This is a genomic window from Micromonospora haikouensis (genome assembly GCF_000876225.1).
GTDB lineage: Bacteria > Actinomycetota > Actinomycetes > Mycobacteriales > Micromonosporaceae > Micromonospora > Micromonospora haikouensis.
Window position 1 is genome coordinate 1,473,093 of the sequence record NZ_JXSX01000003.1, and the last position, 20,439, is coordinate 1,493,531.

Annotated in this window: 13 protein-coding genes and 1 riboswitch; of the genes, 8 read left to right on the top strand and 5 right to left on the bottom strand. The window is 73.1% G+C overall.

Translation table 11 applies throughout. The features are described 5' to 3' along the window. Positions 1-20: 20 nt before the first annotated feature. Together TK50_RS27625 and TK50_RS27630 are read right to left on the bottom strand one after the other, a co-directional pair. Positions 21-1,601: a long-chain-fatty-acid--CoA ligase gene (locus tag TK50_RS27625; RefSeq protein ID WP_043968345.1), complete on the bottom strand. Its 1,581-nt coding sequence runs from the start codon at positions 1,599-1,601 to the stop codon at positions 21-23. Positions 1,602-1,675: 74 nt separating this feature from the next. Further along, entirely contained in the window at positions 1,676-2,332 is a 657-nt protein-coding gene (locus tag TK50_RS27630; protein WP_199486153.1) for a TetR/AcrR family transcriptional regulator, read from the bottom strand. Between the two features lie 92 nt (positions 2,333-2,424). On the opposite strand from TK50_RS27630, the gene TK50_RS27635 reads away from it, so the two are divergent. Together TK50_RS27635 and TK50_RS27640 are read left to right on the top strand one after the other, a co-directional pair. Further along, positions 2,425-3,642 (top strand): acyl-CoA dehydrogenase family protein, encoded by a 1,218-nt coding sequence (locus tag TK50_RS27635; protein WP_043968348.1) that lies wholly within the window; start codon positions 2,425-2,427, stop codon positions 3,640-3,642. Next, positions 3,639-4,658: a phosphotransferase family protein gene (locus TK50_RS27640; RefSeq protein WP_043968350.1), complete on the top strand. Its 1,020-nt coding sequence runs from the start codon at positions 3,639-3,641 to the stop codon at positions 4,656-4,658. Before TK50_RS27635 ends, TK50_RS27640 begins: the two co-directional genes overlap by 4 nt. 12 nt (positions 4,659-4,670) lie before the next feature. Here TK50_RS27640 and TK50_RS27645 read toward each other — a convergent pair whose 3' ends face one another. Then, positions 4,671-4,898, bottom strand: a complete 228-nt coding sequence (locus tag TK50_RS27645; RefSeq protein ID WP_043968353.1) for a hypothetical protein — start codon at positions 4,896-4,898, stop codon at positions 4,671-4,673. Positions 4,899-5,173: 275 nt separating this feature from the next. On the opposite strand from TK50_RS27645, the gene TK50_RS27650 reads away from it, so the two are divergent. The 3 genes from TK50_RS27650 to TK50_RS27660 all read left to right on the top strand — a co-directional run bounded on the left by TK50_RS27650 (position 5,174) and on the right by TK50_RS27660 (position 12,234). Beyond that, complete coding sequence (locus TK50_RS27650; protein WP_052503962.1) at positions 5,174-8,308, top strand: glycoside hydrolase family 2 TIM barrel-domain containing protein; 3,135 nt, start codon at positions 5,174-5,176, stop codon at positions 8,306-8,308. Between the two features lie 166 nt (positions 8,309-8,474). Then, positions 8,475-8,685, top strand: a riboswitch (cobalamin riboswitch). 136 nt (positions 8,686-8,821) lie between these two features. Beyond that, on the top strand, positions 8,822-11,197 hold the full coding sequence (locus TK50_RS27655) for a ribonucleoside-diphosphate reductase subunit alpha (RefSeq protein WP_043968355.1): 2,376 nt from the start codon (positions 8,822-8,824) through the stop codon (positions 11,195-11,197). A gap of 59 nt (positions 11,198-11,256) precedes the next feature. After that, the gene (locus TK50_RS27660; RefSeq protein WP_229406069.1) at positions 11,257-12,234 is read left to right on the top strand and encodes a ribonucleotide-diphosphate reductase subunit beta; all 978 of its coding nucleotides are present in this window, start codon (positions 11,257-11,259) and stop codon (positions 12,232-12,234) included. A 26-nt stretch (positions 12,235-12,260) separates the two neighbouring features. On the opposite strand, the gene TK50_RS27665 is transcribed toward TK50_RS27660, so the two are convergent. Beyond that, positions 12,261-13,301: a LacI family DNA-binding transcriptional regulator gene (locus tag TK50_RS27665; RefSeq protein ID WP_043968359.1), complete on the bottom strand. Its 1,041-nt coding sequence runs from the start codon at positions 13,299-13,301 to the stop codon at positions 12,261-12,263. A 309-nt stretch (positions 13,302-13,610) separates the two neighbouring features. On the opposite strand from TK50_RS27665, the gene rhaI reads away from it, so the two are divergent. The 3 genes from rhaI to TK50_RS27680 are packed head-to-tail and all read left to right on the top strand — an operon-like array spanning position 13,611 to position 17,597. Next, the gene (rhaI, locus tag TK50_RS27670) at positions 13,611-14,792 is read left to right on the top strand and encodes an L-rhamnose isomerase (RefSeq protein ID WP_052503963.1); all 1,182 of its coding nucleotides are present in this window, start codon (positions 13,611-13,613) and stop codon (positions 14,790-14,792) included. Next, on the top strand, positions 14,785-16,584 hold the full coding sequence (locus TK50_RS27675; RefSeq protein ID WP_043968361.1) for a D-apionate lactonase family protein: 1,800 nt from the start codon (positions 14,785-14,787) through the stop codon (positions 16,582-16,584). Before rhaI ends, TK50_RS27675 begins: the two co-directional genes overlap by 8 nt. Next, positions 16,581-17,597 (top strand): aldo/keto reductase, encoded by a 1,017-nt coding sequence (locus tag TK50_RS27680; RefSeq protein WP_043968364.1) that lies wholly within the window; start codon positions 16,581-16,583, stop codon positions 17,595-17,597. The genes TK50_RS27675 and TK50_RS27680 overlap by 4 nt, the downstream gene beginning before the upstream one ends. 81 nt (positions 17,598-17,678) lie before the next feature. On the opposite strand, the gene TK50_RS27685 is transcribed toward TK50_RS27680, so the two are convergent. Continuing rightward, positions 17,679-20,288, bottom strand: a complete 2,610-nt coding sequence (locus TK50_RS27685) for a glycoside hydrolase family 78 protein (RefSeq protein WP_043968366.1) — start codon at positions 20,286-20,288, stop codon at positions 17,679-17,681. Positions 20,289-20,439 lie beyond the last annotated feature (151 nt).

Here is a 20,439-nt window from a genome sequence, read left to right on the forward strand (position 1 = left end):
GAGTGCCGGCAGGCCCCGCCCTACCGGGCGGTGGCGCGCAGCTCGACCTTGCGAACCTTGCCGGAGGCCGTCTTGGGCAGGTCGCCGAACTCGATGCGGTCGGGCACCTTGAAGGCGGCCAGGTGGGCCCGCACGTGGGCGCGCAGCGCGTCCGGGTCGGCGGGCGCGCCGGGCCGCAGCGTCACGAAGGCCACCGGCCGCTCGCCCCAGCGCTCGTCGGGCACCGCGACCACGGCGGCCTCCAGCACCGCGGGATGACTGCACAGCACCGCCTCGACCTCTATGGACGAGATGTTCTCCCCGCCCGAGATGATCACGTCCTTGGCGCGGTCGCGCAGTTGGAGGTAGCCGTCGGGGTGCCGGACCCCGAGGTCGCCGGTGCGGAACCAGCCGCCCGGTCCGGCCGCCCGGGTCGCCGCCTCGTCCCGGTAGTAGCCGAGCATGACGTTGTTGCCGCGGATCGCGACCTCGCCGACCGTCTCGCCGTCGGCAGGGACGTCGCGGCCGTCGGCGTCCAGCACCCGCAGCTCGCACGAGACCACGTTGGCCACGCCCTGCCGGGCGCGCAGCGTCGCCTGCTCCGCGGCCGGCCGGTCATCCCACTCCGGCCGCCAGTCGCAGATCGCCGCCGGGCCGAAGGTCTCGGTCAGTCCGTACAGGTGCGTGACGTCGAAGCCGAGCGCCGCGCACCGGCGCAGCAGGCTGGGCGACGGCGGCGCGCCGCCGACCGCGACCGTGACCTGCCGGCCCGCGACGGCGCCGGCCGCGCCGGCCTCGGCGAGGGACACGAGCACCGTGGGCGCGGCGCACAGCATGGTGACCCGCTCGTCGCGGATCAGTTCCCAGACCCGGTCCGGCGCGACCCGGGGAAGGCAGACGTGGGTGCCGCCGGCCGCGGTCACCGCCCAGGTGAAGCACCAGCCGTTGCAGTGGAACATCGGCAGCGTCCACAGGTGGACGGTGTCGGCGCCCAGCCCGAAGTGAGCGACCATCGCCAGCGACTGGAGGTAGGCGCCCCGGTGGTGGTACATCACTCCCTTGGGGCGGCCGGTGGTGCCGCTGGTGTAGTTCAACGCCATCAGCGCACGCTCGTCGGTCACCGGCACCCGGCGCGGTGGCGCGGCGGCGAGCAGTCGCTCGTACTCCGCGCCGCCGTCGACCAGCCGCACCCCGGGCAGCGCCCGCACGATCGTGGCGGCGAACCCGGCGAGATCCGGGTCGTGCAGCAGGACCCGGCAGCCGGCGTGGTCGAGGATGTAGCGCAGTTCGTCGGCGGAGAGTCGGGTGTTCAGCGTGACGAGGACCGCGCCGCCGTAGAGGACCCCGAAGTGTGCCTCCAGCATGAGGTGCGTGTTCGGCGCCAGGACGGCGACCCGGTCACCCGGCCGGACGCCGAGGTCGGCCAGCGCGCCGGCCAGGCGCAGGCACCGGTCGTGGAACTGGTGGTACGTCAGCCGAAGCGCGCCGTCGACCACCGCCAAGCGGTCGGCGTGCACCGCCGCGGCCCGGTCGAGGAAGGCGGTCGGGGTCAGGGGTTCGAAGCTGAGGCTGCTGTGGGGCCCGTCCCGATCGGCACGGCCCGCTCGGGCGCTGCTCGCCATAACAGAGGGTTCCGTCTCGTTCGGCTGGAGAGTCCGGCCATTGTTTCCGCCTGTTCCAGATACTGTCAACAGGTTCAGATGTGTGAACCGGCCTGGTGGTCGTGCCCCGCGATCCGCAGGGCCATCTCCCCGTACTGGCGGACGACCTCGTCCTCGGTGAACTCGCCGTCGGGCCGGAACCACATCGCCACGCCGATGCCCATGTCGAGAATCGCGTACGAGGCGAGCCGGGCCGACGGGACCCGGAACCGGCCGAGGTCGACGCCGTCGGTGATGAGCTGGCGCAGCCGCCGCTCGTAGGTGGCGCGCCGGTCGAGAACGTCGCTGCGGTGCGGCTCGTCCAGGCTGTTGATCTCCCGGTTGCCGACGAACGCCTCCGCCGCGTGCCGGGCGTGGTAGCGCACGTGGGCCTCGGCGGCCCGGCGCAGCCGGCTCTCGACGTCGGTGCCGCCGTCCAGGGCGACCTGCTGGTCCTCCAGCAGCGCCGTCATGGTGCGCAGCATGATCCCGGCGAGCAGGTCCTGCTTCGAGCGCACGTGCTTGTACACGCTGGGTCCCCGGATCCCGGCGCGTTCGCCGATCTCGTCCATCGTGGTGAGCTGGTAGCCCCGGGCGGCGAACAGGTCGAGCGCCGCAGCCCGGACCCGCTCGCCCCGATCCGGTCGACCGCCCGCGGGGGTGGGGGCGGGGCCGTGCGGGCGTGCCTGGTCGTCCATCTTCCGGAATTCCACCGGCACATGTTGACACGCCCTCGCGAGCCTGCTTCCCTGTATCGGCTAGTGAGCGTTAGCTCAGTTTGATGGCACCGGAGGCAGCCTTGGCCGTGGATCTCACCCCCGACGACGCCGCCCGCTCCGTCGCCGAACGCACCCGGGCGTTCGTCCGGGACACGGTGCTCGCCGTCGAGCGCGAGCACCGGGGCAGCGCCCATGCGCTGCCGGAACAGGTGCGGCTCGACCTGCAGGCCGCGGCGAGACAGGCGGGGGTCTTCTGTCCGCACCTGCCCCCACGATGGGGCGGCCTGGGCATCGACCGGCGCGGACAGGCGCTCGTGTTCGAGGAGGCCGGCTACTCGCTGTTCGGCCCGCTGGCGCTCAACATCGCGGCCCCCGACGAGGGCAACATGCACCTGCTGGCGGCGGTTGCCGACCCCGAACAGCAGGAGCGATACCTCCGCCCGCTCGCGGCCGGGCTGATCCGGTCCTGCTTCGCCATGACCGAACCGGCGCCGGGGGCGGGATCCGACCCGAGCGCGCTCGCCACCACCGCCCGCCCGGTGCCGGGTGGGTGGGTCCTGAACGGGCGCAAGTGGTTCACCACCGGCGCCGACGGGGCGGCGTTCGCCATCGTCATGGCCCGCACCTCCGGCCAGCCCGGCGACCGGGGCGGCGCGACGATGTTCCTGGTCGACACCGACGTCCCCGGGCTGGAGCTGGTCCGGACGATCGAGACCCTCGACGAGGCGATGGTCGGCGGGCACGGCGAGCTCGTGCTACAGGACTGCTTCGTCCCGGCCGACCGGGTCCTCGGCGCGGTGGACCAGGGGTTCGACAACGCCCAGGTCCGGCTCGCGCCGGCACGCCTGACGCACTGCATGCGGTGGCTCGGCCTGGCCCGCCACGCCCAGGACATCGCGCTGGACCGCGCGGCCGGCCGGCGGGCCTTCGGGTCGGCGCTGGCCGACCTGGGCATGATCCAGCAGATGCTCGCCGACAGCGAGATCGAGATCGAGGCCAGCCGCGCCCTCATCCTGCGGGCGGCGTGGGAGCTCGACTCCGGGGGCCGCGCCGCGCAGTCCACCTCCGTCGCGAAGGCGTTCGTCGCGGAGGCGGTGTGGCGGATCGTCGACCGGTCGCTGCAGATCTGCGGCTCCCTCGGCGTCTCGGGCGACCTCATGCTCGGGCGCTACCTGCGGGAGGTGCGTCCGTTCCGGATCTACGACGGGCCGAGCGAGACCCATCGCTGGGCGATCTCCCGCCGGGCGGTCAAGCGCCGGGTCCAGGAGCGCGACGCGGCGGTGCGGGGAGCGCTGCCGGCATGACCGCCGATCTGCGTTCGCTGGACCTGCCCGCGCTGGGGGCGTACCTGGCCGACAAAATCCCGGGCCTCACCGGGGGCCTGCGGGTGGACTTCGTGGACGGCGGGCGTTCCAACCTGACGTACGCCGTCCACGCCGGCGACCGGTCGTGGGCGCTTCGGCGTCCTCCGTTCGGCACCATCGCGCCCTCGGCGAACGACATCCACCGCGAGTTCCGGGTCACCGCCGCCCTGGCCGGCTCGACCGTGCCGGTCGCGGCACCCGTGCTGTACTGCGCGGACCCGGCCGTGATCGGGGCGCCGTTCAGCCTCGCGGCCTGGGTGGACGGCGTGGTGATCCGCGACCCCGGGCAACTCGCCGTCCTCGCGCCGTCGACCGTGCGCGCCGTCGGGCATTCGATGATCGACCTGTTGCTGCGGCTGCACTCCGTGGCGCCCGCGAGCGTCGGCCTCGACGCCTTCGGCCGACCGGAGGGCTTCCTGCTGCGACAGGTGCACCGCTGGAAGCGGCAGTGGGACGTCGTCGCGACGCGGTCGTCCGCCGACGCCGACGAACTGCACCGACGCCTGGCGGCCGCCGTGCCGCCGCAGTCCGCGCCGGGCATCGTGCACGGCGACTTCCGGCTGGACAACATCATCTATTCGGCGGACCTGTCCGGGGCGGCCGCGCTGCTCGACTGGGAGATGGCCACGATCGGCGACCCGCTCACCGACCTGGGTCTGCTGCTGGTCTACACCGACCCGGTGTGCGCGCCCGTGCTGCCGCACGGCTGCCCGGTGACCGGCAGCGACCACTTCCCGACCCGCGACGAGCTGGTGGCGGGCTACGCCGCCGGCACGTCCCGCGACCTCACGCAGCTGACCTTCTACGAGGCGCTGGGCTACTACAAGCTGGCCGTGATCGCGGAGGGCGTGCACCGCCGGTTCGTGGAGGGGATGACCGTCGGCTCCGGTTTCGAGACGGTGGGTGGTGCCGTGCCCGGCCTGCTCGCCGCCGGGCTGGCCCGGCTCGGCGGGTGATCCGGGCATCCCTCAGGAGCAGGGGAACCGGATGTCCGTGCTGGCGGTCTCGGCGCCGCTGGCGACCGTCACCCGCACGACGTTGTCGACGTACGCCGAGCAGTGTCCGCTGCTCGCCGGGCCCTGGTCGTCGTAGAAGACCGTGATCGGGATCAGCGGCTGCCACGTGTAGTGGTAGCCGCTGGTGCCGCCGGTGGCCGACGCGGTGCAGTCGAAGTCGCACCGCAGGACGAGCCACACTATTCATCGACGTACTCCCATGTAACGATATTGACATCAGATGTCATACGAATTACGTTGGCCATGCTCCCGTCACCCTCCGCCGGGCGGGGGAGCGCACGTGCCGCAGCAGCCGTGCCTGCACCCGGACGGGCGTCGTCAAGCTGGCCGTCCCCGGTCAGGTCGGTGCTGGCGGCCACGCGGGGGTGAGGACGCCGATGTCAACTCCGGTGCCGGGCGCTGGTGCCCGGACGGCCCGGTTCTTCAACCCGCATTCCCGAGAGATGGGGAGGACAATGCGAAAGCTAGCCGCTGCCCTCACGGCGCTGGTCACCGCCGCCGCGCTCGTGCTGATCGGGCCGCCGGGACCGGCGTCCGCCGCCCCCTACGTTCCGCAGGGGTCCAACCGGTCCGTGCTCAACTTCAACACCAACTGGCTGTTCTCCGGTGACGTGTCCGGCGGCGCCGGGCAGGCCGTGGGGCTGGACGAGAGCGGGTTCGTCCCCGTGACCCTGCCCTACTACCGGACCCACCCGCACAAGGGCTTCCCCAAGGGCGACTTCGAGGTGCCCGCCTCGTGGTACCGCCGCCACTTCACGCTGCCCACCCAGTACGCCGGCCGCCGCATCGCCGTCGAGTTCCAGGGCGTCGCGAAGGTCGCCGACGTCTACGTCAACGGCACCTTCGTCGGCCAGCACAAGGGCGCCTACACGTCGTTCACGTACGACATCACGCCGTACCTCACCATCGGCGGCGCCGACAACGTGATCGCGGTGAAGGTCGACTCCATGACCCGCAACGACATCCCGCCGGAGGGCGGCGCGATCGACTACTACGTCTGGGGCGGGATCGTCCGCGACGTCAACATGATCGTCGCCGACCCGGTGCACGTGGACTGGACGTACCTCACCACCCCCACCACCAACACGGTCAACGCGCGGACCCGGGTGCGCAACGACAGCGCCCAGTCCCGGTCGGTCACCGTCGTCACCCAGGTCGTGGACGCCACCAACAACGTCGTGGCCACCGGCACGGCCACCCAGACCATCGGGGCGCAGTCGGCCGTCGAGTTCGCCTACGACACCAGCACGATCGCCAACCCCACCGCCTGGCACCCGGACCGCCCGTACCTCTACACCGTCTACACGCAGGTGCGCGACGGCTCCACCTATGTGGACGAGCACAAGACCCGGATCGGCATCCGGACCATCCAGTTCAACAAGAGCGACGGCAAGTTCTACATCAACGGCCAGGCGCTGAAGCTGCGCGGGCTCAACCGGCACGAGTCCTACCCCTACATCGGCCGGGCCGCGCCCAACCGGCTCCAGGCCAAGGACGCCGACATCATCAAGTACGAACTCGGCGCGAACATCGTGCGGACCTCGCACTACCCGCAGGACCCGGAGTTCCTCGACCGCGCCGACGAGATCGGCCTGCTGGTGATGGAGGAGATCCCCGGCTGGCAGCACATCGGCAACACCGCCTGGCAGGACATCGCGGTGGAGAACGTCCGCGAGATGGTGATGCGCGACCGCAACCACCCGTCGGTCGTGCTGTGGGGGGTGCGGATCAACGAGTCCGGCGACAACCACAACTTCTACACCCGCACCAACAACCTGGCCCGGCAGCTCGACCCGTCGCGTCCCACCGGCGGCGTGCGCAACTTCAAGGGCAGCGAGCTGCTGGAGGACGTCTACACCTACAACGACTTCTCCGGCACCGCCGAAGCGCCGACCGTGCTGCCGTGGCTGGTCACCGAGGCGGTCGGGCACACCTCCCCGCACAAGTCGTGGGACCCGGAGCAGACGCAGGTCAACACGATGCGGGTGCACCTGAACGTGCAGAACACCGCCGCCGGCAGGTCGAACATGGCCGGCGCGCTGGGCTGGGCGGCCTTCGACTACAACACCACGTTCGTGACCCCGCCGTCCTGCCAGGACTACACCTGCTACCACGGCGTCTCGGACATCTTCCGGATCCCGAAGATCGCCGCCGCCGCGTACGCCTCGCAGCGCGACCCCGCGCTGTACGGGCCGTACGTGTCGATCGCCAGCCAGTGGACGCCCGGCGTCTCCAGCGGCACCGTCTACGTCGGCGGCAACTGCCAGCAGGTCGAGCTGTTCGTCAACGGCGCGTCCCGGGGACGCATCAACCCCAACGCGTACACGAGCCTGCCGCACCCGATGTTCCAGTTCACCGGGATCACCGTGAGCACCGGGCAGCTGCGGGCCGACTGCTGGATCGGCGGGCAGGTCGTGGCCACCGACACCCGGCACACCCCGGGCGCGGCGACCCGGCTGACGCTGACGGCCGACGACTCCGCGATCAAGGCCGACGGCGGGGACATGACCCGCGTCGTGGTCAAGGCCCTCGACAGCAACAACCAGGTGGTACCCACCAACAGCGCCCCCGTGTCGTTCACCGTCACCGGGCCCGGGGCGGTCGTGGGGGAGAGCCCGCTGGCCCTGGAGGCCGGCACCGGCGCGGTGTACCTCAAGAGCGCGCTGGGCCAGACCGGCGCGGTGACGCTGACGGCGTCGGCGCCGGGCCTGACGTCGGCGAACGTCACCGTGAACACGACCGCGTCCACCGACCCGATCGTGCCGACCAGCGGCGCGTACACGTTCGGCTTCCCGGTCGACGTCAACGACCGGCAGAGCTTCACCTACGCGGGGAGCTGGCAGGCCGTCGGGGACAACCAGACCTTCAGCAAGGACTACACCCGCAGCGGCACGGCCGGTGACACGGCCACCCTCACCGTCACCGGCAACCGCGTGGTGCTGTTCGGGGTGCAGGACCCGTCGCACGGCTCGGCCGCCGTCTCGGTCGACGGCGGCCCGGAGCAGACGGTCAGCTTCCAGGCGTCCGCCCGTCGGGGCAACGTGGCGCTGTACAACAGCGGCACCCTCACGCAGGGGCAACACGTCGTGCGGGTACGGGTCGTCGGCAACGGCCCCGTCGCGCTGGACCGGGCCACCGTCGTGTCGGCCGCGCCGGCCGTGGTGGCGCCGCCGCCCCCGGCGAACGGCGGGAACGGCCAGCAGGGCACCATCGTCGGCACCCAGTCCAACCGCTGCGTGGACGTGCCGAACTCGACGACGACCAACGGCACCCAGGTGCAGCTCTTCGACTGTGGGGGCGGCAGCAACCAGCGGTGGACCTACACGTCGAGCCGCCAGCTCCAGGTGTACGGCAACAAGTGCCTGGACGCCTACGGCCAGGGCACCAGCAACGGCACCACGGTCGTGATCTGGGACTGCAACGGCGGCAGCAACCAGCAGTGGAACGTCAACGCCAACGGCACCATCACGGGCGTCGCGTCGGGGCTCTGCCTGGATGCCAGCGGCGCCGCCACCGCCAACGGCACGAAGATCGTCCTGTGGTCGTGCAACGGCGGCGCGAACCAGCAGTGGAGCCTGAAGACCTCCTAGCCGGCCGCAACCCCGGATCCGGGCCAGCCCGCGCACCTGCGGGCTGGCCCGTCGTCCGGCCGGTGGCCCGCGGTCGCCGCTCACCCGGCGCGAGGGTGGGGTCACGCTGCGCGGCGACTCGCCCGACACATCATCTGGTGTTGCCATCTTCGCCTTGCGCCCATATATGGTGTCACCCGTAGCTGGTTCGGCCATCGGTCCACGGTGGTCGAGGCAAGAGGGAACCCGGTGTGATTCCGGGGCTGCCCCGCAGCGGTGAGTGGGAACGACCGCCGTCAACGAAGCACTGGGCCCGGCCGGGCCTGGGAAGCGACGGCCAGTAGGCACCGAGCATGACGCCCGCGAGTCCGAAGACCTGCCAGCGTGCCGCACGCGACGCGTGCGGCGGTCGAAGGCCGCGTGGGACGGCCGACGCCATCAGCCGGCAGCGGCGGCGGGTTGTGCCGTCGCGGGTGTCCGGCGGCGTCCTCCCGCGCGCCCTCGACCTCGGGGACGGGCTTGAGGAGGGCGAACATGAGCGCGACGCGCGAACAGGCGGGGCCGGGGCAACGCCGGCACGTCATGCAGGTCCGTAAGCGGGACGGCGACACCGAGCCGGTGGACGTCAACAAGATCGTCGAGGCGGTGCAGCGCTGGGTCGCCGACCTGGACGAGGTCGACCCGCTGCGGGTGGCGACGAAGACGATCAGCGGCCTGTACGACGGGGCGACCACGGCCGAGCTGGACAAGCTGTCGATCCAGACGGCGGCGGAGCTGATCGGCGAGGAACCGCAGTACTCGAAGCTGGCGGCGCGGCTGCTGGCCGCGTACGTGGCCGAGGAGGTCCGCGGGCAGGAGGTGGACAGCTTCAGCCAGTCCATCCGGTACGCCCACGGCCTGGGCCTGATCGGCGACGGCACGGCCGCCTTCGTGGCCGCCCACGCCCGCGAGCTGGACGACGCCGTCGACCCGGCCGGGGACCTGCGGTTCGAGTACTTCGGCCTGCGCACGGTCGCCGACCGTTACCTGCTGCGGCACCCGCAGACCCGGCTGGTGGTGGAGACGCCGCAGTACTGGCTGCTGCGGGTGGCCTGCGGGCTGTCGCAGACGGCGGGGGAGGCGGTCGACTTCTACCGCCTGATGTCCGCCCTGGCGTACCTGCCCAGCTCGCCGACGCTGTTCAACTCCGGTACCCGGCACACCCAGATGTCGTCGTGCTTCCTGGTCGACTCGCCGCGCGACGAACTCGACTCCATCTACGAGCGCTACCACCAGGTGGCGAAGCTGTCGAAGTTCTCCGGCGGCATCGGCATCTCCTGGTCGCGGGTGCGCGGCCGGGGCGCGTTGATCCGGGGCACCAACGGCAGGTCGAACGGGATCGTGCCGTTCCTCAAGACGCTCGACGCCGGGGTGGCGGCGGTCAACCAGGGCGGCCGGCGCAAGGGCGCGGCCTGCGTCTACCTGGAGCCGTGGCACCCGGACGTCGAGGAGTTCCTGGAGCTGCGGGACAACACCGGCGAGGAGTCCCGGCGCACCCACAACCTGAACCTGGCCAACTGGATCCCCGACGAGTTCATGCGCCGGGTCGAGGCCGACGGCGACTGGTCGCTGATCGACCCGTCCGACGCCCCCGAGCTGCCCGACCTCTACGGGGAGGCGTTCGACGCCGCGTACCGGGCGGCGGAGAAGAAGGCCGTCCGCACGGTCCGCGCCCGCGACCTGTACGGGCGGATGATGCGCACGCTCGCGCAGACCGGCAACGGGTGGATGACGTTCAAGGACGCGTCCAACCGGCTGTCCAACCAGACCGGCGAGCCGGGCAACGTGATCCACCTGTCGAATCTGTGCACCGAGATCCTGGAGGTCAACGACGACGCCGAGACGGCGGTGTGCAACCTCGGCTCGGTCAACCTGGGCGCGCACGTCGGCCCCGACGGCGTCGACTGGGACCGGCTGCGCGCGACCGTCCGCACGGCGGTGGTGTTCCTCGACCGGGTGATCGACATCAACTACTACCCGGCCGAGCAGGCGGCGGCGTCGAACCCGCGCTGGCGGCCGGTCGGGCTCGGGCTGATGGGCTGGCAGGACGCGCTGTTCACCCTGCGCCTGCCGTTCGACTCGCCGGAGGCCCGCGAGCTGTCGACCCGGGTGCAGGAGGAGATCTTCCTGACCGCGCTGGAGACCTCCGCCGGGCTCGCCGAGCGGTTCGGCCCGCACCCGGCGTACGCCCAGACCCGGGCCGCCAAGGGCGAGCTGCACCCGGACCTGTGGGGAGCGCGGGTCACGCAGACGTCGCGGTGGGCCGCGCTGCGCGCGCGGATCGCCGCGCACGGCCTGCGCAACTCGCTGCTGGTCGCGATCGCGCCGACCGCCACCATCGCCTCGATCGCCGGCTGCTACGAGTGCATCGAGCCCCAGGTGTCCAACCTGTTCAAGCGCGAGACCATGTCCGGCGAGTTCCTCCAGGTCAACACGTACCTGGTCCGCGAGCTGAAGGCGCGCGGGCTGTGGACCCCGGCGATCCGCGAGCGGATCAAGCGGGACGAGGGCTCGGTGCAGGGCGTCACCGAGCTGCCCGAGGCGGTGCGGAGCCTGTTCCGCACGGCGTGGGAGCTGCCGCAGCGCGCGCTGATCGACCTGGCCGCCGCCCGCGCCCCGTACGTCGACCAGTCGCAGTCGCTCAACCTGTTCCTGAGCGCGCCGACCATCGGCAAGCTCTCCTCGATGTACCTGTACGCCTGGAAGTCCGGGCTCAAGACCACCTACTACCTGCGCTCGCGTCCCGCGACCCGCATCCAGCAGGCCACCGTCGCGGTCACCCCGGCCGCCGGGCCGGTCGTCGCCGTGAGCGCCGACGAGGCGCTGGCCTGCTCCCTGGAGAACCCCGAGAGCTGCGAGGCGTGCCAGTGACGACCGTTTCCGAACCCCGCTCCACCGCCGGCCAGCGGCACCTGCTGCTCGACCCCGGGATGGACCTGACCCTGCGGCCGATGCGCTACCCCCGGTTCTTCGACCGGTTCAAGGACGCGATCAAGAACACCTGGACCGTCGAGGAGGTCGACCTGCACTCCGACCTCGCCGACCTCGCCCGGCTCTCCCCGGCGGAGCAGCACCTGGTGTCCCGGCTGGTCGCGTTCTTCGCCACCGGCGACACGATCGTCGCCAACAACCTCGTGCTCAACCTCTACCAGCACGTCAACTCCCCGGAGGGCCGGCTCTACCTGTCCCGGCAGCTGTTCGAGGAGGCGGTGCACGTCCAGTTCTACCTGAACCTGCTGGACACCTACGTGCCGGACGAGCGGGAACGGTTCGCGGCGTTCGCGGCGGTGGAGAACATCCCGTCGATCGCCCGCAAGGCCGAGTTCTGCTTCACCTGGATCAACTCGATCCACGACCTGCGGGAGCTGCGGACGCGCGAGGACCGGCGGGCGTTCCTGCTCAACCTGATCTGCTTCGCCGCCTGCATCGAGGGGCTGTTCTTCTACGGCGCCTTCGCCTACGTGTACTTCCTGCGTTCCCGGGGGCTGCTGCACGGGCTGGCCTCCGGCACCAACTGGGTGTTCCGCGACGAGTCGATGCACATGGAGTTCGCCTTCGACGTGGTGGACACCGTACGCGCCGAGGAGCCGGAGCTGTTCGACGCGGAGCTGGAGCGGCAGGTGCGGCAGATGCTGGCCGAGGCCGTGGAGTGCGAGGTGCAGTTCGCCGCCGACCTGCTGGAGCAGGGGGTGTCCGGGCTGTCGCTGGCCGACATGCGCGAGTACCTGCAGCACGTGGCCGACCGGCGGCTGGCCACGCTCGGCATCGAGCCGATGTACCACAGCCGCAACCCGTTCGCGTTCATGGAGTTGCAGGACGTGCAGGAGCTGTCGAACTTCTTCGAACGACGGGTGTCGGCCTACCAGGTGGGGGTGACCGGGACGGTCGGCTTCGACGAGGACTTCTGACCGGGCCTGCGCGGCGGCGACCGCCGCTAGGAGGCGACCGACGGCTGCCGCGGTCGCCGCCGCGCAGGCCGGGCGCTGGACTCCCGCACGACGAGCTCCGGCTGGAAGACCACGTGCCGGTGCTGGTGCTGCCCGGCGTTGTCGACCTCCTCCAGGAGCAGCTGGGCGGCCGTGCGGCCGAGCTGCTCGCGGGGCTGCCGCACCGAGGACAGCGGCACCGCCGCGGCGGCGGCGTACTCGATGTCGTCGTAGCCGACGATGGCGATGTCCTGGGGGACCCGGATGCCCTGCCGGGTCAGCTCCTGGAGCACGCCGAGGGCGATCAGGTCGTTGGCGCACATCACGGCGGTGGGCCGGTCGGCCGCGGGCAGGGCGGTGAGCTCGCGGGCGGCGGACCGGCCCGCGCCGACGGTCAGGTTCGGGGTCGCGACGTTGATCAGCTCCGCGTTGCCCTCCAGCGCCTGGGTGACGCCCGCGCGCCGGTCGGCGACCTGCGCGATGCTGAGCGGACCGCCGACGAAGGCGATCCGCCGGTGCCCCTGCTCGACCAGGTGGTCGCCGGCGAGGCGACCGCCGAGCACGTCGTCGACCGCCACCGAGCACAGGCTGTGCCGGCCGGCTCCCCGGTCCACCAGCACGACGGGGGTGCCCCGGCGGATGAGCTGCTCCAGCCGGGAGCCGCGCGAGTCGTCCACGGGGGTGATCAGCACCCCGCGTACGCGCTGCTCCTCCAGCAGCTCCAGGTGCCGGCGCTCGCGCTCGTCGTCGTCGCCGCTGTTGCACACGACGACCATCACGCCGTGCTTGTCGACGGCGGCCTCGGCGCCCCGGATCACGTCGGTGAAGAACGGGTTGGTGACGTCGAGCACCACGATGGCGATCTGGCGGCTGCGCCCGGCGCGGAGCTGCCGCGCCGAGTCGTTGCGGACGTACCCCAGCTCGGCGATGGCGTCCAGGACGCGCCGCCGGGTGGCCTCGGCGACCAGGTCGGGCCGGTTCAGCACGTTGCTCACCGTGCCGATGGACACCCCGGCGTGGCGCGCGACCTCCTTGATGCTGGCCGTCATCGCCTCGCTCCTCGTCGCCTTGCCAGCCGGTCGCCGTCAGCCGGCGGCACCGGTGCGACCCCGGCAGGGAGCCGCCTTCTAAAACGTGTCAACTACGGTCGGGCGGGAAAACGCCGTCCCCCAGGTTACACGCAGGGCGAGTTGGCCGGACTCCTTGACGTGCCGTGCGTGGCGACCTACCGTGAGCGTAACAGGTGCATGAAACGTTTCACGACGCGTTTGCCGAGATCGGAGCGATGGTGGCCAATCCGCTGCTGCCCGGGACGGGCCCGGGATCCCCCGGCGCCCCCGCACCGGGGGAGGCACCCGATGCCTGAGCTGTCCCCGACCACCCGGGCCCGGGTGGCGGCGGCGCTGCGCGCCCAGCGCATCGAGACGGCGTCCTGGGCGTACGCCAACTCTGGTACGCGGTTCAAGGTGTTCGCGCAGGAGGGTGTGCCGCGGGATCCGTACGAGAAGATCGCGGATGCGGCGGTCGTGCATCGGTTCACCGGTGTCGCGCCTTCCGTCGCCCTGCACATTCCGTGGGACCGGGTCGGGGACTATGCGGATCTGGCCCGTCATGCGAAGGAGCTGGGCGTGGCCCTGGGCGCGATCAACGCGAACGTCTTCCAGGACGATGACTTCAAGCTCGGTAGCGTGACCAATCCGGACCCGGCGGTGCGCCGCAAGGCTGTCGCGCACCTGTTGGAGTGCGTCGATGTCATGGACGCGACCGGTTCGCGGGATTTGAAGTTGTGGTTCTCCGACGGCATCAACTATCCGGGTCAGGACGACGTGCGTGCTCGGCAGGATCGGCTGGCGGAGGCGTTGCGGGAGACGTACGGCCGGCTGGGCGGCGACCAGCGGATGTTGTTGGAGTACAAGTTGTTCGAGCCGGCGTTCTATGCCACGGATGTGCCGGACTGGGGCACGGCGTATGCGCACTGCCTCCAGCTCGGGCCGCGGGCGCAGGTGGTGATCGATACCGGGCATCATGCGCCGGGGACGAACATCGAGTTCATCGTGGCGGTTCTGTTGCGGGCCGGGAAGTTGGGTGGTTTCGACTTCAACTCGCGGTTCTACGCCGACGACGATCTGATGGTGGGTGCGGCGGATCCGTTCCAGTTGTTCCGGATCATGCACGAGATCGTGCTGGCCGATGCCCTGCGTCCGGAGGCTGGCGTCGCGTTCATGCTCGATCAGTGTCACAACATCGAGCCGAAGATCCCGGCGGTCATCCGGTCGGTGATGAACGTGCAGGAGGCCACCGCGAAGGCCCTGCTCGTCGATGCCGATGCGCTCGCCGCCGCCCAGCAGGCCGGTGATGTGCTCGCCGCCAACGCGGTGCTGATGGACGCCTACCACACCGACGTGCGGCCCGTGCTCGCCGAACTGCGCGCGGACGCGGGCCTGGACCCCGACCCGGTGGGCGCGTACGCCCGCTCCGGCTACTTCGAGAAGATCCGCGCCGAGCGGGTCGGCGGCCGGCAGGCCGGCTGGGGTGCCTGACACCGGCGGGGCCGACGAGCTGGCCTGGGGGGACCGGGAGTCGGCCGAACCGTGGCACGACCTCGCGCTGGGGCGGTGGTCGGCCCGGCTCACGGCGCGCGGGATCGAGGACGTCCGGCTCGACGGGCGGCGGGTGCTCACCCGCGTCCTGCACACCGTGCGGGCCACCGACTGGTCGACCGAGCGGGCGGCGCTGGCGTACACCCTCGCCCCGCCCGGCCGGGACGGGCCCGCCGCCACGTTCACGGCGCGCTACCCGGGGCACGGTCTCGACCTGCGCGGCGAGATCCGGGCCGTCCCCGACGGCTTCGACGTCGTGTTCGAGTCCCGGCCCGCCGGCCCCCGCACGGTGCGGGTCAACCGGGTCGGCCCGGCCGTCCTGCACCCCGGGGACCAGGCCGGACGCCCGGTGCGCGGGCACCCGGGCGGGCTCCCGGCCGGGTTCGCGTTCCCCCGGCACGTCGCCCGGTCGCCGGTGTTCGCCGCCGGCGCCCGGATGGAGCTGGGCCTCGCCCCCACCGGGGTCGTGCTGGAACTCGACGGCGGCGAGTTCGAGGTGGAGGACCACCGCGACTGGTCCGACGACGGCTTCAAGACCTACACGCCGCCGCTGGCCGCGCCCCGCCCGATCGTCCTGCGCCCCGGCGACGTGCTGCGCCACCGGCTCCGGATCACCGCCGCCCCGGGCCGGTCGAGCCCGGCCGGCGCCCGCCCCCGCCGGCCCGACGAGGCCACCCCGGCCGGCGTCATGCCCCCGCTGGGGCTGCAGCACTCCGGGGGAGCGCTGCCGCCGGCCGCCCTCGCGGCCGTCGCCGAGCTGCGGCCGGCCTTCCTCCACCTGACCACCGACCTCGCCCACCCCCGGTGGCGGGACCTGCTGGCCGCCGACGCCACGGCGGCCCGCGCCCTGGACGTGCCGGTCGTGCTCACCCTCGTCGCCGACCCCACCGACCCCGGGCCCGCCGCCGAGCTGCCCGGCCTGCTCGACGGCCGGCTGACCACCGTCCTCGCGTTCGACACGGGCACCGCCCGCACCTCCGCCGCGCTGGTGCGCGCCCTGCGCCCCCGCCTCGGCGCGGGCGTGACGATCGGCGGTGGCAGCCGCGCCCACCTGGCCGCCCTGCTCGCCGCGCCGCCGGTCGACGAACTGGACGTCGTCACGTTCCCGATCGCGTCCTGCGCGCACGACGTCGACCGGGCCGCCGTGCGATCGTCGCTCGACAGCCACCCCGCCGTGCTGGCCGCCGCCACCGAGCTGGCGGGCGGGCGGCCGCTGCTGGTCGGCCCGGTCGGTCACCTGCCGTACTGGGACTCGTGGGGGGCGGCCACGCCCGGCCCCGCGTACGGCTGGGGGCCGGGGCTGGCCCGGCAGCGGTCGGTGTTCCACGCCGCCTGGACGGTGGCCGCGCTCGCCGGCTTCGCCGCCGCCGGGGTGGCCCGCGTGTCGCTGTGCCACACCACCGGCCTGCGCGGCGTCGGCGAGCCGGCCGGCGACGTGTTCGCCGCGTACCCCGTGTGGTTCGCGCTGCGGGAGCTGGCCGGCACGGCCGGCTGGCGGCGGCTGCCCGGGGCGACGCCGCCGGGCACCACCGGGCTGCGGCTGCGCGGCCCGGCCGGCGGGCTGGACCTGCTGGCCTGCCTCGCCGACGACCCGCCCGCCGGCGGTTTCCCGCCCACCGCCGAGGTGCTGCACGCCGTGGCCGGCACGCTGCGCCGCGAACCGGCCCGCACCGCCGGCACGCCCACCCCCTGCGTGGTGGTCGACCGGCAGCCACGAGGAGGACAACCATGAGGTACGCGCTGCTCGGCCCGTCCGGTATCCGGGTCTCCCGGATCGCCCTGGGCACGGCGACCTTCGGCGTGGCGCCCGACGCCGCCCGCGCCGACGCCGTCGTCGGCGCCGCCCTCGACGCCGGCATCAACCTGGTCGACACCGCCAACGCGTACGGCAACCTGCCGCACTTCGACCGCCCCGGCGTGCCCCCGGCCGCCGAGCGGGAGTCGGCGGAGGAGATCCTCGGCCGGGCCCTGGCCGGCCGCCGCGACGACGTGGTGCTGTGCACCAAGGCGCAGGAGCCGGTCGGCCCGGGCGTCAACGACCGGGGACTGTCCCGCCGGCACCTGTTCGCCCAGCTCGACCGCAGCCTGCGCCGGCTGCGCACCGACCACGTCGACGTCTTCTACGCCCACCACCCCGACCCGGCCACCCCGTTGGAGACCACCCTCGCCGCGCTGGACGACCTGGTCCGCGCCGGCAAGGCCCGGCACTGCGCGCTGTCGACGTTCCCGGCCTGGCAGACCGTGCACGCGCTGTGGATCTGCGACGACCGGCGGCTGCACCCGCCCGTCGCCCTCCAGGTGCGCTACCACCTGTTCGCCCGGGGCGTGGAGGCGGAGATCGTCCCCCTCGCCGACAGGTTCGGGCTGTCGGTGGTGGCGTTCAGCCCGCTCGCCGGAGGGCTGCTCGCCGGGGCGGCGGCCCGCACCAGGGCGCACGCGGGGGAGTCCCGGTGGGGCGGCGGCGCGTTCACCCCGTCCCAGCAGGCCGCCGCCGCCCAGGTGGAGGAGATCGCCGCCGCCGCCGGGCACCGCGCCGACGAGCTGGCCGTCGCCTGGCTGCTGTCCCGGCCCACGGTGGCCGCCGCGATCGTCGGCGCGGAGAACCCCGAGGAGGTGGCCGCCGCCGGTCGCGCCGCCGCCCTGATCCCGGACGCGGAGGTGCTGGCCCGCCTCGACGCGATCGACGTGGCCGAGATCCGCGAGCCGAAGCCCCGGGTGGCGCGGCCCACCGCACCGGGCGTCTGACCGTCCCCCCGACCACGTGTCGGACCCGCCGGGCGCGGGGTGGCGGCCCGACCCCGCCCCCGGGGCCGGGCCGTGGGGCCGTCAGGCCGCCTCGCTCCAGGGCACGGTGAACCGGTGCGCGCCGGAGCCGACCTCCGTCGGCGCGGCACCGGGCAGCTCGACCCGCGCGGTCGCGCCGGCCGGCACCGTCACCTCGACGGCCAGCTCGCCGTCGGCCAGCCGCCAGCCCACCGCCGCCGGCCCGTACGGGGTCAGCAGCGCGGCGCGGGCGTGCCGCAGACCGCCGCCGGGCCGGGGCCGCACCAGCAGCCGGCGGTAGCCGGGCTCGGCCGGGGCGAGGCCGGCGACCGTGCGGTGCAGCCAGTCCGCCACCGCGCCCAGCGCGTAGTGGTTGAACGACGTCATCTGCCCCGGGTTCACCGTGCCGTCGGGCAGCAGGCTGTCCCAGCGCTCCCAGATCGTGGTCGCGCCGGTGGTCACCGGGTACAGCCAGGACGGGCAGTCGGTGCTCAGCAGCAGCCGGTACGCGGTCTCCACCTCGCCGTTGTCGGCGAGCGCGTCGCAGATGGCCGGGGTGCCGGCGAACCCGGTGGCGATGCGCCAGCCGGCCTCCTCGACCAGCTCGGCCAGCCGCCGGGCCGCCGCCCGGCGCGGGCCGCCGGCCGGCACGAGACCGAACCGCAGCGCCAGCGCGTACGACGTCTGCGCGTCGTTGTCGAGCAGCCCGGAGGGCAGCACGTACCGGCGCTGGAACGCCTCGGTGACGGCGGCGGCGAGGGCGGCGTAGCGCTGTGCGTCGGCGTGCCGCCCGAGCACCTCGGCCATCCGGGCGAGGACCCCGGTGGAGCGGGCGAAGTAGGCCGTGGCGACCAGGTAGCGGTCGGCCTTGGCGTCCTCCGGGTCGTCCGGCGGGGCGGTCGGGTCGAGCCAGTCGCCGAGCTGGTAGCCGCTGTCCCACAGGTGGTCCGCGCCGGCCCGCTGGTCGACCAGGTCGACGAACGCCTTCGCGCTGGCGTACTGCCGGGCCAGCACGTCGCGGTCGCCGTAGCGCTCGTAGAGCGTCCAGGGGGTGAGCACGGCGGCGTCGCCCCAGACCGCCGTCGGCTGCGGCGGCTCCCACCTCGGCGCGGGGATGCGGGGCACGAAGTACGGCACGGTCCCGTCGGGCAGCTGCTCGGCGGCCAGGTCGACCAGCCACGACGAGAGCATGCCCGCACAGTCGTACAGGAAGGCGGCGGTGGGGGCGAAGACCTGGATGTCGCCGGTCCAGCCCAGCCGCTCGTCGCGCTGCGGGCAGTCGGTCGGGATGTCCAGGAAGTTGCCCCGCATGCTCCACACGACGTTGTCGTGCAGCCGGTTGACCAGCGGGTCCGAGCACTCGAACGTGCCGGTGCGGACCATGTCGGTGTGGTGGACCCGGGCCACCACCGCCGCCGGATCGAACTCGCCGGGCCAGCCGGTGACCTCGGCGTAGCGGAAGCCGTGGAAGGTGAACCGGGGCTCCCACGTCTCGACGCCCCCGCCGCGCAGCGTGTACGAGTCGGTGGCCTTCGCCCCGCGCAGCGCCCGGACGAACAGCTCGCCGTCCTGGAGCACCTCGGCGTGGCGCAGCCGCACCGTCTGCCCGGCCGGGCCGGTGACCGTGATCCGCAGCCGGCCCACCAGGTTCTGCCCGAAGTCCAGGATGATCCGTCCGCCGGTGGCGTCGACCACCTCGGCCACGGGCACGTCCTGCACGCAACGCACGGGCGGGCCGGTCGGGGCGACCAGGGCCGACGCTGGGCGGGGCAGCACGCGCACCGGGGTCCAGCCGTCGGCGGCGAAGCCTGGCGAGGACCAGCCGGTGGGCTCGCGGCGGGCGTCGTGGTGCTCGCCGTCGAGCAGGCCGGAGGCGGTCAGCGGCCCGGTCGCGGCCCGCCAGGAGCCGTCGGTGGCGACGAGCTGCCGCCGGCCGTCGGCGTACTCGATCTCCAGCTGGGCGAGCAGGCCGATCCGGCTGCCGTAGACGGTGCGGTGGCCGCCGTGGAAGCCGAGGCGGCCCGCGTACCAGCCCTCGGCGAGCCAGCCGCCGACGGCGTTGCGGCCCGGCCGCAGCAGCCCCGTGACGTCGTAGGTCTGGTAGCGCAGCCGGTGGTGGTAGCTGGTCCAGCCCGGGGCGAGGATCTGGTCGCCGACGCGGGCGCCGTTGAGCTCCAGCTCGTAGACGCCGAGGGCGGTGGCGTAGACCCGGGCCCGGGTGACCTCGCCGGTGACGTCGAACTCGTGGCGCAGCAGCGGCGGGGGCTGCTCGACCGTGGGGTCGACCGCCCAGTCGCCGGAGACGAACTCCGCCTGCCAGTCGTCCGCGTCGAGGCCGGCCTCCACGGTGGTCGGGTCGCTGAACGGCGTGGGCTCGTCGGCGTCGGCACCCCAGACCCGTACGCGCACCTCGCACCGCTCGCGGGGGCGCAGCGGCGGCGCGGACCAGGGCACCAGCACGCAGTCGGCCGAGTCGAGGCGACCGCTGCGGTGGGCGGCCCGGTCCGGCCCGGTCACCTCGACCTCGTAGCCGACCTGCCGCCAGCCGGCGGGGGCGTCGGTGACGCGGAACGAGAGCCGGGGGGCGGGCTCGCCGATGCCGATCGCCGGGTCGACGTGCGCGACGCGGGGCGCCTGGACCGTCGTCCGGGGCGCGGGGTCGGCGTTGCTCATGGGCTTCCTCTCGACCGTCCGGTGGCACCGGGTACGTTACGAGTCAATGAAAGGTTTCACAAGTGTCTTGCCGCAGGGTGTCGAGTCGTAACGCCGCTTGACCGGCAGTGGTGACGGGCATAGCGTGGGCCCCAGATTGAAACGTCTCAGC